Here is a 13261-nt window from a genome sequence, read left to right as displayed (position 1 = left end):
AGTGAGGTTTACCATGTACCAGTTGTCGATGACCGATGCCAGCCAGTTACACGTTCACTATAAAAATCACGTCATTAGCTATGGCGTGGATGGCAGTCTGCCCAATCCGCTGGAAGCCACCTATGCCGCGCTGGCGGGCTGTGCCGGCGTCTATACGCGCAAGGCGTGCAAGGCGCTGGGGATCAGCGCCGAAGGCATCGAAATTTCCTGCAAGCCCGTTGTGCGTCAGGGCAATATGCTGATTCCGGCGCGATTTGTGACGGAAATTACCTTTCCTGAGCGCATTACGGCTGAGCAGCGCGAGCAGATTTTGGCGGAAATCAGCCATTGTGCCGTAAAGGAGTTGATTCATGACGGTGCGCAAATCGAGTTTGTCACCGTCGAGGCGGCCTAAGTTACATCCGCCAGACCTGTAAGGTCGACTGGTGCAGGTCGTCCACCTGAACCGTTTGCTGCGGCGCGTGGCCGGGAATGCTGAAGGTGCTGCTGATCAGCAGCGTGCCCGGACGCATCTGCTCGCGTGCCTTGTGCCACAGCTTTTCCATCGGCACGGGAGACAGGTAGGCGAATACGACATCGTATTGCGCGAGGTGGCAGGCGGGCAGGCGCTCATCCCAGATGCTGCCCCAGTGTACATGGCAATTGGGATAAGGGCGGGTGCGCAGCCAGCTCCATAAAAAAGGCAGCGGCGCGTATTCAACACCGGAGTAATGGCCGTCAGGTCGTACGCGTGCCAGATGCGTCAGCACGCCACCTAAGCCTGAACCCAGATCGATGAAGCGTGTGCTCTCGGGTGGCAGCAAGTCTTCCAGTGCGTGCCAGACTTTGTTGCTGGACAGATACAGCGGCACCTGCGTGCTGAAGGTGCTCCAGTAGACGGTCAGCATGATCAAAAAAGCGGCAAGGAACAGCCACGGCGGAATGTCGAAACTGAGCGTCATGACCAGTGCGGGGGCGAACAGCAACTGGATGGCGAGCCACCAGCGTGCCTGGCCTGCCAGATGACTCAGTCCTGCGGAAAGTGTGCCGCACAACAGCGCGAAGGCGAGCGGGACAGGATTGATGCCGGTGATGCGCAGAAGTAGCAGAGAGAGTGCACCGCCCGCGAGTTGCAGCAGCAGTGCGGTGACGGACGGTGGCAGCCTGTTGAACAGTGCTAGCAATTAGCGAACCAGACCGGCTTCGACTTCATCGCGCTTTAACTTGCCGGCCAGTCGCTCGACGAGCAGCAGCGCAAAATCCATCGCCGTGCCGGGGCCGCGTGAGGTGATAAGTTTGCCATCCTCGACAAGCGCCGACGTTTGCACTCGCACTTTCGGGTAGTCATCGAGGCAGGTCGGGTAACAGGTGGCGCGTTTTCCATCGAGCAATCCGGCAGCGGCCAGCACCATCGGGGCGGCACAAATCGCTGCGACAAACTTATCTTGACTCGCCATCTGCTTAATTAGTTGCAGCACGCGGGCATCCGCCATCAAGTGCCGGGTGCCGGGCTGACCGCCGGGCAACACGATTAGGTCGAAACTGTCGTGCAGTACGGCATCCAGCGTGGTGTCCGGCAAGAGGGAGATTCCTCTGCTGCCCGCTAATGCGCCGGAGGTGAGGCCCGCCAGCGTTACCGGGATACCAGCGCGGCGCATCAGGTTGACGATACTGACGGTTTCCAGTTCTTCGCTGCCTGCTGCGAACAGCACCAGTGCCGTTTTCATTTGCCACGACCCACGCCATGACCCAGCTGGTAGGCGGCCACGAGCGCACGTTTGAGAGCCGGTTGCTGGTTTAAATCGGTGATATTTAGTTCTCGCGCTGCAACGGTTTGCAGCAGGATTTCGGCCTTCGCGTTATGCCAGTTTTCAGCCAGTTCGTACAGGCTAAACTTGCCGTCACGCATGTAATCGTTCGCGATCCCTTGGGGATGAGAAAACTCAACGGGTTCTTCCTCCATCACCTCAAACAAATAGGAGTAGGTATCAACACGGTGTTCCTGTGCCAGCAGGGCGTGTATCGGCGGCATTTCATCGTGCCGCAGCAGCAACTGATGCAGGTCGAGACAGCTCGCATAGCGATAGTATTCCCCTTTGAATGAGAATTCGACATAGGCGTCAATGCTGTTCTTCTGCATTTCGTTAGTCGCGGAAATTTTGATATTGCAGCGGGAAGTCGGTGATCGTCTTCTTGATGAAGGCGATCGCGTCCTGCAAATCGTCACGGTTTTTTCCGGTGATGCGTACGGTGTCGCCCTGTATGCTCGCTTGCACCTTCATCTTGCTGTCTTTGATGTGGCGGACGATTTTCTTCGCCAGTTCAATTTCAACGCCGACTTTAACTTCACATTCACGTTTGACCTTGTTGCCGCTGACTTTTTCGATTTTCTCGCTGATCTCCAGGCACTTGATATCGACGCCGCGCTTCGTTAGCTTGCCGTTCAAAATGTCCTGCGCCTGATCGAGCTGGAATTCGTTGTCGGCCCAGATCGTGAGTTTCAACTCGGCCTGTTCGACGCGCACGTTAGAGCCTTTGAAGTCGAAGCGGGTGGAGACTTCCTTGTTGGTTTGTTCAACCGCGTTTTTAACTTCTTCTTTTTCTACTTCTGAAACGATATCGAAAGAGGGCATGCGGTACTCCTTAGCCGAAACTGCAAACGTAGTTGACGACGTCATCAGACTCGATGACAAAACTGCCGTTGGCTGGGACTGAAAACTGGCTGCCTTCAGCGTAGACGCGGAACTCGGTATCGTTGCCCAGTTTGACGCGGCAGGTGCCTGAGGTGATTTCCATCACTTCGGGTACGCCGACGTTAAAGGTGAGGGTGCTGGGCAGAATGACGCCGACTGTCTTACGCGTGCCATCGGCAAAAATAACTGAATGCGAGACGCATTTTCCGTCGAAAAATACATTGCCTTTTTTGACTACGCTGACATTATCGAATTGTGACATAGGATAGTTCCTTAAAATTTAACGGTTATTTTGAATGCAGCTTGGCCGCGATGCGTAAACGCAGTGCATTGAGCTTGATGAAGCCGGCCGCATCTTTTTGATCGTAGGCGCCCTTGTCGTCCTCGAAGGTCGCGATGGTCGGATCGAACAGCGAATCGGTCTTGGAATCGCGCCCGACAACGATGACGTTGCCCTTGTACAGTTTTACGCGTACCCAGCCATTGACGGTTTTCTGGGTTGCATCAATCAGGGTTTGCAGCACCAGACGCTCCGGTGCCCACCAGTAACCGTTGTAAATCATCGAGGCGTAGCGCGGCATCAGATCGTCCTTCAGATGGGCGACTTCGCGATCCAGCGTGATGGATTCGATGGCGCGATGGGCTTTTAACATGATGGTGCCGCCGGGTGTTTCGTAGCAGCCGCGCGATTTCATGCCGACATAGCGGTTTTCCACCAGATCCAGACGACCGATGCCGTGACGGCCACCCAGTTCATTGAGTTTTGCCAGTATAGTGGCAGGTGACATGGCTGTACCGTTCAGTGCCACGATGTCGCCGTTCTTGAATTCAAGATCCAGATACTCTGCGGCATCCGGTGCGACTTCAGGTGATACGGTCCAGCGCCACATCGAGTCTTCAGCTTCCGCTGCCGGGTCTTCCAGATGACGACCTTCGTAGGAGATATGCAGCAGGTTCGCATCCATTGAGTAGGGCGAGCCGCCTTGTTTGTGTTTCATTTCGACCGGAATGCCGTGTTTTTCGGCATAGGCCATCAGTTTTTCGCGTGAGAGTAGATCCCATTCGCGCCACGGTGCGATGACCTTGATATTCGGGTTCAAGGCGTATGCGCCCAGTTCAAAGCGCACCTGATCGTTGCCCTTGCCAGTTGCGCCGTGCGAGATTGCTTGAGCGCCCGTCATTGATGCGATTTCGATCAGACGTTTGGCGATCAGCGGGCGTGCGATGGAGGTGCCGAGCAGGTATTCGCCTTCATAGACGGTGTTGGCGCGGAACATCGGGAACACGAAATCGCGTACAAATTCTTCCCGCAGATCATCGATGTAGATGTTTTCAGGGGTGATGCCCATCTTGAGCGCCTTGGCGCGTGCCGGTTCCAACTCTTCGCCCTGGCCGACATCGGCGGTGAAAGTCACGACTTCGCACTGATAGGTGTCTTGCAGCCATTTCAAGATGACTGAGGTGTCGAGGCCGCCCGAGTAGGCGAGTACTGCTTTTTTGATGTCGCTCATAGTTGTGTCCTATCGTTGGTTTATTTTTTCGCGCTTGTCGCGCAGCTTGTTATCGAATTTTTCTTTGTTAATCACATAGCGCTCATGGGTGCCGCGGGCGATGGTGTCTACGCCATCGTGAGCTGATACGGCGAATGTCAGTCGTCTGCCGTCAACGATAGTCAGTTCGACGCTCGCGGTCACTTCAAGGCCGGGCGGTGTGGCGGCTTCGTGACTGACGTTGATATGCGTGCCGACGGATTGTTCTTCAGGCCAATCCAGATGGGGCTTGATCGCCATGATGCAGGCCCACTCCAGAAAACCGACCATGAAGCCGGTGGCGAACACCTCGGGCATCGCGAGAAACTCAGGCGATTCCGGATACAGTGCAGGCACGGTCTTATTGGCGGGTACTAAATACTTGTGCTCGAAGCGGATGCCCGGTTTTAATGTGTCTTTCATCCTACTGTAGCCTGTTCTGTATGTTAGCCAATATGCTCATAACGGAGTGGAGTCGTCATAAAGTGTTTCGGGTGCAATATCAATTTCGCCGGGCCAAATGACCGTTCCATAAGCAATTTTGGCTCTATGAAAAAGTTGTGATGAAGAAATGCGACTCCACGGGCGCATAGTCAGCAGGGGGCGCATATCAAAGCGCCTTTGTTCGCCATTTTGAAAAGCGAGTTCCAGTTGAAAGTCGGGCGTGGTTTTTACACTGACAACATCAATTAACATTTATTCCTCACTGTAGCGGCGCAATGCGGAATGGATCTTCACCGTTAACCGCCAATTCCCAATCCACCATTAATTCTTCCTTGTGAATCTCAATCCAAGCTTGAACCATCTTCAGTTGTTTTGGTGGCAGCTCACCATCAAAGATACGGCCATCATCAATCGCAATTGCCGCTTCTACCCCTTGGTAGCGCACATGAATGTGCGGCAGATGATGGCGACGGTTGTCCCGATAAAACATCAAAACAAGTATGCCGTAAAACATACTGATTGTTGGCATATCGAAGTTCCTTTTAATTGACCTTGCCTAACAATAGGTACTCCATTAAAGCTTTCTGTACATGCAATCTATTTTGGCTGCGGCCTCTGCTGCGCGGATGTTTTTGTGCCTGCGCCGAAATCGCCTGCTCAGAGAGTTCTATTTTCATTGAATTTTCCCTAATAGCAAGTATTCCATAAGTGCTTTTTGGACATGCAGGCGATTTTCCGCTTCGTCCCAGACCACGCTCTGCGGGCCGTCCATCACGCCGGCGGATACTTCTTCGCCACGATGTGCGGGCAGACAGTGCATGAACAGCGCATCCTTTGCGGCAACGGCCATCATGTCTTCATCCACCTGCCAGTCTGCGAAGTCCTTCATGCGCTCTTCGTTTTCAGCTTCAAAACCCATGCTGGTCCACACGTCCGTGGTGACCAGATCAGCGCCGCGTGCTGCTTCCATCGGGTCGGTGAATTCTTCGTAGTGTTCGTGGCCGTAGAGTCCTGCGCGTTCGGGTTCAACTTCGTATTCTGGCGGGGTCGAGACATGGACGTTAAAGTCGAGTATCTCGGCGGCCTGCAGCCAGGTGTTGCACATATTGTTGGAGTCGCCGATCCACGCCACCGTCTTGCCCTGAATGCTGCCGCGCTGCTCAATGTAAGTGTAGATGTCGGCCAGGATTTGGCATGGGTGGTATTCGTTGGTCAGGCCGTTGATGACCGGTACGCGCGAATGGGCCGCGAAGCGCTCAATAATAGACTGCTCGAAAGTGCGGATCATCACGATATCTGACATGCGCGAAATCACTTGTCCTGCATCTTCTACCGGTTCGCCGCGCCCGAGTTGCGAATCGCGCGTATTCAGGTAGATCGCCGAGCCGCCCAGTTGCTGCATGCCGGCCTCGAAAGACAGGCGGGTGCGGGTGCTGGCCTTTTCGAAGATCATCACCAGCGTGCGATCAGACAGCGGCCAGTATTGCTGGTAGGACTTATATTTTTGTTTGATGATGCGGGTACGTTCGAACAGATATTCCAATTCCTCGCGGTTCAAGTCTTTGAATTGCAGGAAATGTTTTACTGGCGCGCCATTTTTTTCTGACATGGTTCGTTCCAATCAGGATTGCAAAAATTCTTTGATCAGCGGGCAGAGCAGGTCCAGCAATTGCTGTGCTTCCGTCTGCGAAATGACTAAAGAGGGGAGTAAGCGTACGACGTTGTCGGCGGTGACATTGATCAGGAGGCCGCGCGCTAATGCCTGTTTGACGAGATCGCCGCAGGGCTTATCCAGCTCTACGCCTATCATCAGTCCCATGCCGCGCACTTCGCGGAAACCCGTGACTCCTTGCAGGGCGGTGGTAAAGCCCGCGCGGATAAATTGCCCCAGTTGTTCTGCGTGAGCCACCAGTCGGTCTTGCTCGACAATGTTCAAGGTGGTTAGCCCTGCGACACAGGCGAGCGGGTTGCCGCCGAAGGTCGAGCCGTGATTGCCGGGCTTGAATGTGCCGGTGGCCTTGCCCGCTGCAAGGCAAGCGCCGATGGGCACGCCTGATCCTAAGCCTTTGGCCAGCGTCATGACATCCGGCAAAATTCCTGTGTGCTGATGGGCGAACCATTTGCCGGTGCGGCCGATGCCGGTTTGCACTTCGTCGAGCATCAGCAGCCAATTGTTTTCGTTACAGATTTGACGCAGCTGCTGCAAATAGGATGCATCCGGCGTACAGATGCCGCCTTCGCCCTGTATGGGTTCGACCAGGATCGCCACCACATTGGCATTGTGCTGGGCAATATGACGCACTGCGTCCAGGTCGTTGTAAGGCGCGCGGATGAAGCCTGTGACTAGTGGCTCAAAACCTGCCTGAACCTTGCGGTTACCGGTCGCTGAGAGGGTGGCCAGCGTGCGGCCGTGGAAGGATTTCTCCATCACGATGATGGCTGGGGTATCGATTCCGCGTCCGTGGCCGTACAGGCGTGCGAGTTTGATCGCCGCCTCATTGGCTTCGCAGCCGGAATTACTGAAGAACACTTCCTGCATGCCGGACAACTCGCACAGTTTGTCGGCCAGTTGCTCCTGCTCATTGACCTGATAGACGTTGGAGCAGTGGATCAGCGTGCCGATTTGTTTTGTGAGGGCAGCGGTAAAGCGCGGGTGTGCGTGACCCAGCGTATTGACGGCAATGCCGGACAAGCCGTCCAGATAGCGATTTCCTGCGCTATCCCATAGCCAGACGCCTTCTCCCCGAACGAATGCGACGGGTTGGCGAGCATAAGTGTTCATCACATGTGACATACGGCACCTTTTGAAAGCAGATATAGGCGGAGCTTGCCGCCGTTGGACAGCAAAATACAGCCAGAAAGAAGGCGTATATTGAGCCAAACAGCCCTGTCTAGGCAAGTGAAACTAAAATGACAAGTATAAAACAAACAAGCCGACATCACTGTCGGCTCATAGGCGTTGCATCAAAGCGTCAGGGCAATTAAGCCATTGCCTTGATAGCAGCAGAAAGACGGCTCTTATGGCGAGATGCCTTGTTCTTGTGGATGATCTTCTTGTCAGCGATACTGTCCACGGTGCTGACTGAATCACGATAAACGCTCTGAGCTGCGGTTTTGTCGCCAGCTTCGATCGCTTTGATCACTCGCTTGATGGCAGTGCGCAATTCTGAGCGCAAGCTGCTGTTGTGAGCATTTTGTTTTACTGCTTGACGAGCACGTTTACGGGCTTGTGCGCTATTTGCCATGTTACTACTCCTTGAAATTCAGCTTGCTGGAAAGGGGAGCATTCTAGTGACTTATTGCAAAATTTGCAAATATTTATAATGTGGTGTGCCTTGATGTCGTCTGTCGGCAGATTTTTCGGGCATCAAAAACATCTTTATAGTCGGTTATGCGCTGTGCGTACTGCCGATTTTACGCTAGGATAAATCGGGTGCTTCGTCGACATTTTCTGGCTATAGTCATATTTGCTCCGGAGCGGACTCGGAATCTCAGCGGGCTATTATCCTGTTCGAGGATGAACACTTTTTAGTTGTAGCATTAATCGGTATTTTTCAGGCAGGCCCATTTAAAGGTGGTTGTTGCGTAGTGCTGGCGTGTAAGTTTCCTGTAATTAAATGTGCCATATAATGTAAAATTATCAATTATTCAGTGATATTATCGCAGCCGACATACGGCAGCGTTACTGAGTCTGGCCGTGCCGAGCAAGATTGACTGAGGATGCTAAGAGGATAGCAAGATGATTCGTAATCTGAATGAGTGGGTGATACTGGGTATTACGTCTGAGGGTGAGGTGTTTGCATACCCCGATTGGGCTGAGCGTCTGTGCGGAATGCTGGCGCAGCAATCTGACAGTAACCGGATCAGTCATTCTGACTATCTGCATCCGATGAACATCGATGGACTCCCCGCGGTGGTGATGGATGCTCGGTTACAGCTTGCCGATATTGAAGCCTATACAGCGGTGTGCCAATTCGCGAAGGATAACAATCTCAAAGTGCGTTCGGGCAGAACGCCCGACCAGTTGTCCGAAACTGCCAAACATCCGGCTCTGAGTGCCGACCGGCGTGATCTGTGTGCAATACGGGGTGCATGATGCCGTTGCGCAGTTGCGCGTGAAGGTATGAATTTACTCAGGTCGTTAGCGACGATCAGCGGTTTGACGCTGGTGTCGCGTATTTTAGCCTTTGCCCGTGACATTCTGATCGCGCGCGTGTTTGGTGCCGGTATGGCAACCGATGCGTTCTTTGTTGCCTTCAAGCTTCCCAATTTGTTACGCCGGCTGTTTGCCGAAGGGGCATTTTCGCAAGCGTTCGTGCCGATTTTCGGCGAATACCGTAACCGGCGCGGGCATGAAGAAACCCGACTTCTGGTCGATCATGTCACCACCATGCTGGCGATAATTTTATTCATCGTCACGGCGATCGGCATTATTGCTGCGCCTATTCTCGTCTATATCAGCGCGCCGGGTTTTGTGCAGGATGCGGAAAAATTTCAACTCACCGTGCAGTTGCTGCGATTTACCTCGCCTTACATCTTCTTCATTTCTCTGGTGGCCGTAGCGGCCGCGATACTCAATACCTACAATAAATTCTGGGTGCCGGCTTTTGCGCCGATTTTGCTAAACGTCTGTTTTATCAGCGGTGCGCTATGGCTGGCACCGTATTGCAATCCTCCTGTGATGGCGCTGGCCTGGTCTGTGTTTATCGCGGGTGTCGTGCAACTGGCTTTTCAGGTGCCGTTCCTGAAGAAGATCGATATGCTGCCGAGCTTTCGTTTCAACTGGAAAGATGAAGGGATGCGCCGCGTCTTGCGACAAATGGGGCCGGCGATCTTCGGTGTCTCCATCGCCCAGATCAGTTTGATCATCAATACGATTTTTGCGTCCTTTCTGGTGGCAGGTAGCGTCTCTTGGTTGTACTACGCCGATCGACTGATGGAATTTCCCGCCGGGATGCTGGGCGCTGCGCTTGGTACGATTTTGTTGCCCTCGCTATCAAAATGCCATGCAAGCCGGGATACGGTTGAGTATTCCAAATTGCTCGATTGGGGGCTGCGCCTGACTTTTATGCTGGCGGTTCCCTCTGCGCTGGCTTTGGGGATGATCGCAGTGCCACTGTTGTCTACTTTTTTTCAGCGCGGCGCTTTTCTGGCCAGTGATGTGCTCATGACCAGTCACGCACTGGTGGGTTACAGTGTCGGCCTAATAGGAATGATACTGGTGAAGATATTAGCGCCCGGTTTTTATGCGCGGCAGGATATTAAGACACCAGTTAAAATCGGTATCGTTACGCTGATCGCGACGCAGGCGATGAATGCACTGTTTATCGGCTGGATTGCTCATGCGGGTCTGGCCTTGTCAATTGCGCTGGGTGCGTGTTTGAATTCTGCAATTTTGTTCTATTTTCTGCGCAAAAAAGGCATTTATCAGCCTGAACCGGGTTGGGGTAGGTACTTTGCTAAGGTGGGGGTAGCCGTCACGGCCCTAGGGCTCACGCTCTGGTTCGGTATGGGGTCGCAGGATAGTTGGCTTGCTGGCGGCGGTTGGGAGCGCATCGTCCGGTTGGCGGTTTTGGTGGTCGGCGGCGTCGTGGTGTATTTCGCCGTGCTCGCGGTCTTAGGGTTCCGGCCCAGAGATTTTTCCCGTCGCGCGATTTCCTGATCAAGGGAGCCGGCTCTGGGTTAAGGTTATCGGACGGAAGTTTACGTTATATTGCCGTGAATCTATGTGAACCGAAAAGTCTTAAAAAAGATCGACCGTTCCTTCTGTATTGCCGTTGCGAAGGCAATTCAACGCCTCGTTTAACGTCTCGTCGCTTTGACTACCTGCGGACTCCAGCAAGGCGAGAATTTTATCAACCGAGACAAACATGGTTTCGCTGATCATCTTTTCCTGATTGCGACTGGTGCCCAGCCAGGTGAAAGTTTTTTCGACGTTGTCGACCAGTTCTTGCAGTAGTATGCGCGTGTCAACCTGAGCACGCTGATTCAACTCCCTGAGTGTCTCCAGTGTGGAATAGCTGTTTGACATGGCAATTTGAAATTGTTCGGCCAGTGAGTGTGAGGTTTGGCGCATCAGCACGTTGTCGCACAAGCTATCAGTCATTTCGGCAAGCATAGTGATGTTGTCGCGCACTCGACCTGATTTCTCATCATCGTCCATAGGCATATTATTGACGATCACTGAGACATGGTCATAGTTCACGACGATTTTCTGCTTGAACTGGAAGATTCGCCCCATGCCGGTGGACTGCAAGAGGATCGCTTTTTCGATTTCGCTGGGGTTGTTGTGTGAAGTCAGGATCACTTCTTCATTGCTGTCGCGAATTAGCACGCTGCATTCGAGACCAAAATTTTTGATCGCTTCGACCAGTTGATTTCCCAGATCCCTCGGTGTGCCGCAGATCAGGCTCGCCTGCATGAATTGCTGTAACACACCGCTCTCACCGACGGCCGACAGAAAATTCATCGCCATATTTTGCAGGGAGTTTTTTTCACTTTGCAGATTGTGCGTCTCATGCTTACGCGCAATTGCCCGTGAAATTTTACGTAGTAATATTTCTTTGGTCACCGGTTTGGTGATGATGTCATCTCCTCCCGCATCGAAGGCGGCCATATGCTCCTCCAATGTTTCATTGCCCGTTGCAAAGATGATGGGGATGTCTGTGAATTCGCGGATTTGCATGCAGGTCTTGTAGCCGTCCATATCGGGCATGATGACATCCAGCAGGATCAGGTCTGGCAGGCGCTCTTGGCACATTTTTAATGCCTCTTCTCCCGAAGAGGCCGTTTCGACATCGAACTGATTGGATAGCAGTGTCCGGTGCAGGATGCGGGTAATTTTGTCGTCATCGACAACCAGAACTCTTCCTGTGACGTCCGGCCAGTTGTTATTTCGCACAATTCATTCCTCTTCGCCCAAAATGAGGCAGTGTTCAGCTCTAAAACAGTTCGATGTCGCCGTCGGGTTGCTGTTCACGCTTTCGTTTCATGAATTCGGCAAGCGCCTTTTGCACATCGCGGGTTTCCATCAGCGTATCAAACATATGCTTGTCATCTTCGGTGACATATTTGGAGCGAATTTTTTGCTGTAACGCAACCCATGCATAAGGGTTGTATAGGCGGACCGGATCGTTGACCAGTACCCCCAAATCGTCAAGATTCCGGCATACCTGTGATAATCGTTGCGAGAGACGGTCGTAAAACTGAAAAGCGACGATGGCCTGTCCGACCTTGTTACTAACTTCGCTACCCAGCAATGCAATCTCTGTTTTTGCGGACTGAATTTCAGGCACATCGGGTAAATAGCCGGCTACTTGCTGTATGGCGTCGAGCGCCCCTGAAATGGAGGTGAAAGAGTCTGTCAGTTCGCCGACGGAACTTGACGAGTCATGCAGCGCCATTTCGATTTGCGTCATAGACAGATTCAGCATCAATATGGTCTCGCGTACCTGACTCCAGTCAAGGTCCGGACGACTGGCAATCGAGGGGGCTATCGGCGGCGAATTAAGATCGGGCATGCGGTATTTTTCCGGATAAAGACTTACAAATCGTAAGTCTACCAAAACTTCCGTTATCGCGCTCTATTGGTTCGGCGTGCCTGCTATTTATTCAGGGTGTTTTCGGAAAATTTGACAGTCGCATTGCCTCCGCGATCACCTTGCGGGTCAGGTGGGGGGCAAACAGTTCGATAAATTCGTAGGTGTAGGCGCGCAGGTATTCGTTTTTGCGTATCGCAATTCGCGTGGTGCTGGGTTTAAACAGGTGTCGGGCGTTCATCATGCGCAAATGCAGTTCCCGTTCGGGGATGAAGGCAATTTCGGCCAGGATGCCAATACCAAGACCGAGTTCGACATAGGTTTTAATCACGTCCGCATCGATAGCCGTCAGGGCGATGTCGGGGGTGAGCCCTGCTTTTTCGAAGGCTTCGTTGACCTTGCTGCGTCCGGAAAAAGCGTGGTCATAAGTGATGATCGGGTACTGCACAATGTCTTTTAGCGTGAGTGTCTGGATTTTCAGTAGCGGATGTCCCGGCGGGGTGATCACGCAATGATGCCAGTCGTAGCAGGGCAGGGTGACGAGGCCCTCGTAGCTTGACAGGCTTTCGGTCGCGATGCAGAGGTCGGCTTCGCCGTGTAAAACTTGTTCGGCGATCTGTGTCGGGGTGCCCTGATGCAATCCCAGCTTAACCTTGGGGTAGCGTTCGATAAACTGTTTCACTACGGGTGGCAGGGCATAGCGTGCCTGAGTATGGGTGGTGGCGATGGTCAACTGGCCGGTATCCTTGGAGTGAAATTCTTGAGCAAATTGCTTAAAATTTTCAGCATCCAGCAGCATGCGCTGTGCGATCGCGAGCAGTCCTTTGCCAGGCTCGGTGATGGCGGCGATGCGTTTGCCGTTGCGTACGAAAATTTCGATGCCCAGTTCTTCCTCGAGCAATTTGATTTGCTTGCTGATTGCGGGTTGTGAGGTGAAAAGGGCTGCGGCCGCATCGGAAATTTTCAGGTCGCGCCGTACAATTTCGTTGAGGTAGCGCAATTGTTGCAGGTTCATGATCTTGCCTATATTCTATTTGGTTATAAAATGATAACAGGAATTCATTAAACATATCGATAG

General features: G+C 52.9%; 19 protein-coding genes. 3 read left to right on the top strand and 16 right to left on the bottom strand.

Features of this window, described 5'->3' with window-relative positions; all coding sequences use genetic code 11:
• The first annotated feature begins 13 nt into the window (after positions 1-13).
• The gene (locus tag GALF_RS09990; protein WP_013293940.1) at positions 14-394 is read left to right on the top strand and encodes an OsmC family protein; all 381 of its coding nucleotides are present in this window, start codon (positions 14-16) and stop codon (positions 392-394) included.
• 1 nt (position 395) lies between these two features.
• Here the strand turns inward: GALF_RS09990 and GALF_RS09985 are convergent, their stop codons facing one another.
• From GALF_RS09985 to rpsT, 13 genes are all read right to left on the bottom strand, one after another.
• The gene (locus GALF_RS09985) at positions 396-1163 is read right to left on the bottom strand and encodes a class I SAM-dependent methyltransferase (RefSeq protein ID WP_013293939.1); all 768 of its coding nucleotides are present in this window, start codon (positions 1161-1163) and stop codon (positions 396-398) included.
• A complete protein-coding gene (locus tag GALF_RS09980) occupies positions 1164-1706 on the bottom strand; it encodes a DJ-1 family glyoxalase III (protein ID WP_013293938.1) in 543 nt (180 codons plus the stop codon).
• Positions 1703-2119 carry a hypothetical protein gene (locus GALF_RS09975; RefSeq protein WP_013293937.1) on the bottom strand — a complete coding sequence of 139 codons (417 nt, stop codon included), beginning with the start codon at positions 2117-2119 and terminating at the stop codon, positions 1703-1705. The genes GALF_RS09980 and GALF_RS09975 overlap by 4 nt, the downstream gene beginning before the upstream one ends.
• Positions 2120-2123: 4 nt before the next feature.
• A complete protein-coding gene (locus tag GALF_RS09970) occupies positions 2124-2612 on the bottom strand; it encodes a YajQ family cyclic di-GMP-binding protein (protein WP_013293936.1) in 489 nt (162 codons plus the stop codon).
• 10 nt (positions 2613-2622) lie between these two features.
• Positions 2623-2934, bottom strand: coding sequence for a pyrimidine/purine nucleoside phosphorylase (gene ppnP / locus GALF_RS09965; protein WP_013293935.1), 312 nt, complete (start codon positions 2932-2934; stop codon positions 2623-2625).
• A gap of 25 nt (positions 2935-2959) precedes the next feature.
• Positions 2960-4183 carry an argininosuccinate synthase gene (locus GALF_RS09960; protein WP_013293934.1) on the bottom strand — a complete coding sequence of 408 codons (1224 nt, stop codon included), beginning with the start codon at positions 4181-4183 and terminating at the stop codon, positions 2960-2962.
• A 9-nt stretch (positions 4184-4192) separates the two neighbouring features.
• Positions 4193-4624: a thioesterase family protein gene (locus GALF_RS09955; RefSeq protein ID WP_013293933.1), complete on the bottom strand. Its 432-nt coding sequence runs from the start codon at positions 4622-4624 to the stop codon at positions 4193-4195.
• Positions 4625-4660: 36 nt separating this feature from the next.
• On the bottom strand, positions 4661-4897 hold the full coding sequence (locus GALF_RS09950) for a DUF2442 domain-containing protein (RefSeq protein WP_013293932.1): 237 nt from the start codon (positions 4895-4897) through the stop codon (positions 4661-4663).
• A gap of 7 nt (positions 4898-4904) precedes the next feature.
• Positions 4905-5174 (bottom strand): DUF4160 domain-containing protein, encoded by a 270-nt coding sequence (locus GALF_RS09945; protein WP_013293931.1) that lies wholly within the window; start codon positions 5172-5174, stop codon positions 4905-4907.
• A gap of 13 nt (positions 5175-5187) precedes the next feature.
• Positions 5188-5322 (bottom strand): ornithine carbamoyltransferase, encoded by a 135-nt coding sequence (locus GALF_RS16040; RefSeq protein WP_013293930.1) that lies wholly within the window; start codon positions 5320-5322, stop codon positions 5188-5190.
• A complete protein-coding gene (argF, locus tag GALF_RS09940; protein WP_013293929.1) occupies positions 5319-6254 on the bottom strand; it encodes an ornithine carbamoyltransferase in 936 nt (311 codons plus the stop codon). Before argF ends, GALF_RS16040 begins: the two co-directional genes overlap by 4 nt.
• A gap of 12 nt (positions 6255-6266) precedes the next feature.
• A complete protein-coding gene (locus tag GALF_RS09935; RefSeq protein ID WP_013293928.1) occupies positions 6267-7439 on the bottom strand; it encodes an aspartate aminotransferase family protein in 1173 nt (390 codons plus the stop codon).
• Between the two features lie 187 nt (positions 7440-7626).
• Entirely contained in the window at positions 7627-7890 is a 264-nt protein-coding gene (gene rpsT / locus GALF_RS09930; RefSeq protein WP_013293927.1) for a 30S ribosomal protein S20, read from the bottom strand.
• A 494-nt stretch (positions 7891-8384) separates the two neighbouring features.
• On the opposite strand from rpsT, the gene GALF_RS09925 reads away from it, so the two are divergent.
• Together GALF_RS09925 and murJ are read left to right on the top strand one after the other, a co-directional pair.
• On the top strand, positions 8385-8741 hold the full coding sequence (locus GALF_RS09925) for a DUF3579 domain-containing protein (protein ID WP_013293926.1): 357 nt from the start codon (positions 8385-8387) through the stop codon (positions 8739-8741).
• Positions 8742-8768: 27 nt separating this feature from the next.
• Positions 8769-10307, top strand: a complete 1539-nt coding sequence (gene murJ, locus GALF_RS09920) for a murein biosynthesis integral membrane protein MurJ (RefSeq protein ID WP_013293925.1) — start codon at positions 8769-8771, stop codon at positions 10305-10307.
• Positions 10308-10388: 81 nt separating this feature from the next.
• On the opposite strand, the gene GALF_RS09915 is transcribed toward murJ, so the two are convergent.
• From GALF_RS09915 to GALF_RS09905, 3 genes are all read right to left on the bottom strand, one after another.
• A complete protein-coding gene (locus GALF_RS09915) occupies positions 10389-11546 on the bottom strand; it encodes a response regulator (RefSeq protein WP_013293924.1) in 1158 nt (385 codons plus the stop codon).
• Between the two features lie 40 nt (positions 11547-11586).
• The gene (locus GALF_RS09910) at positions 11587-12165 is read right to left on the bottom strand and encodes a hypothetical protein (protein ID WP_013293923.1); all 579 of its coding nucleotides are present in this window, start codon (positions 12163-12165) and stop codon (positions 11587-11589) included.
• Between the two features lie 91 nt (positions 12166-12256).
• Complete coding sequence (locus tag GALF_RS09905; RefSeq protein ID WP_013293922.1) at positions 12257-13198, bottom strand: CysB family HTH-type transcriptional regulator; 942 nt, start codon at positions 13196-13198, stop codon at positions 12257-12259.
• Positions 13199-13261 lie beyond the last annotated feature (63 nt).

The organism is Gallionella capsiferriformans ES-2, assembly GCF_000145255.1.
Classification (GTDB): Bacteria; Pseudomonadota; Gammaproteobacteria; order Burkholderiales; family Gallionellaceae; genus Gallionella; species Gallionella capsiferriformans.
The sequence above is the reverse complement of the archived record's forward strand: the minus strand, read 5'-3'. Positions and strand labels throughout refer to the sequence as shown.

What these genes read in the sequence shown, in the direction of transcription:
- GALF_RS09910 (WP_013293923.1), bottom strand. Translation starts at nt 12,165, where the DNA reads ATGCCCGATCTTAATTCGCCGCCGATAGCCCCCTCGATTGCCAGTCGT.
- GALF_RS09960 (WP_013293934.1), bottom strand. Translation starts at nt 4,183, where the DNA reads ATGAGCGACATCAAAAAAGCAGTACTCGCCTACTCGGGCGGCCTCGAC.
- GALF_RS09975 (WP_013293937.1), bottom strand. Translation starts at nt 2,119, where the DNA reads ATGCAGAAGAACAGCATTGACGCCTATGTCGAATTCTCATTCAAAGGG.
- rpsT (WP_013293927.1), bottom strand. Translation starts at nt 7,890, where the DNA reads ATGGCAAATAGCGCACAAGCCCGTAAACGTGCTCGTCAAGCAGTAAAA.
- GALF_RS09905 (WP_013293922.1), bottom strand. Translation starts at nt 13,198, where the DNA reads ATGAACCTGCAACAATTGCGCTACCTCAACGAAATTGTACGGCGCGAC.
- GALF_RS09970 (WP_013293936.1), bottom strand. Translation starts at nt 2,612, where the DNA reads ATGCCCTCTTTCGATATCGTTTCAGAAGTAGAAAAAGAAGAAGTTAAA.
- GALF_RS09950 (WP_013293932.1), bottom strand. Translation starts at nt 4,897, where the DNA reads ATGTTAATTGATGTTGTCAGTGTAAAAACCACGCCCGACTTTCAACTG.
- argF (WP_013293929.1), bottom strand. Translation starts at nt 6,254, where the DNA reads ATGTCAGAAAAAAATGGCGCGCCAGTAAAACATTTCCTGCAATTCAAA.
- GALF_RS09980 (WP_013293938.1), bottom strand. Translation starts at nt 1,706, where the DNA reads ATGAAAACGGCACTGGTGCTGTTCGCAGCAGGCAGCGAAGAACTGGAA.
- GALF_RS09925 (WP_013293926.1), top strand. Translation starts at nt 8,385, where the DNA reads ATGATTCGTAATCTGAATGAGTGGGTGATACTGGGTATTACGTCTGAG.
- GALF_RS09955 (WP_013293933.1), bottom strand. Translation starts at nt 4,624, where the DNA reads ATGAAAGACACATTAAAACCGGGCATCCGCTTCGAGCACAAGTATTTA.
- GALF_RS09945 (WP_013293931.1), bottom strand. Translation starts at nt 5,174, where the DNA reads ATGCCAACAATCAGTATGTTTTACGGCATACTTGTTTTGATGTTTTAT.
- GALF_RS09990 (WP_013293940.1), top strand. Translation starts at nt 14, where the DNA reads ATGTACCAGTTGTCGATGACCGATGCCAGCCAGTTACACGTTCACTAT.
- ppnP (WP_013293935.1), bottom strand. Translation starts at nt 2,934, where the DNA reads ATGTCACAATTCGATAATGTCAGCGTAGTCAAAAAAGGCAATGTATTT.
- murJ (WP_013293925.1), top strand. Translation starts at nt 8,769, where the DNA reads ATGAATTTACTCAGGTCGTTAGCGACGATCAGCGGTTTGACGCTGGTG.
- GALF_RS09935 (WP_013293928.1), bottom strand. Translation starts at nt 7,439, where the DNA reads ATGTCACATGTGATGAACACTTATGCTCGCCAACCCGTCGCATTCGTT.
- GALF_RS16040 (WP_013293930.1), bottom strand. Translation starts at nt 5,322, where the DNA reads ATGAAAATAGAACTCTCTGAGCAGGCGATTTCGGCGCAGGCACAAAAA.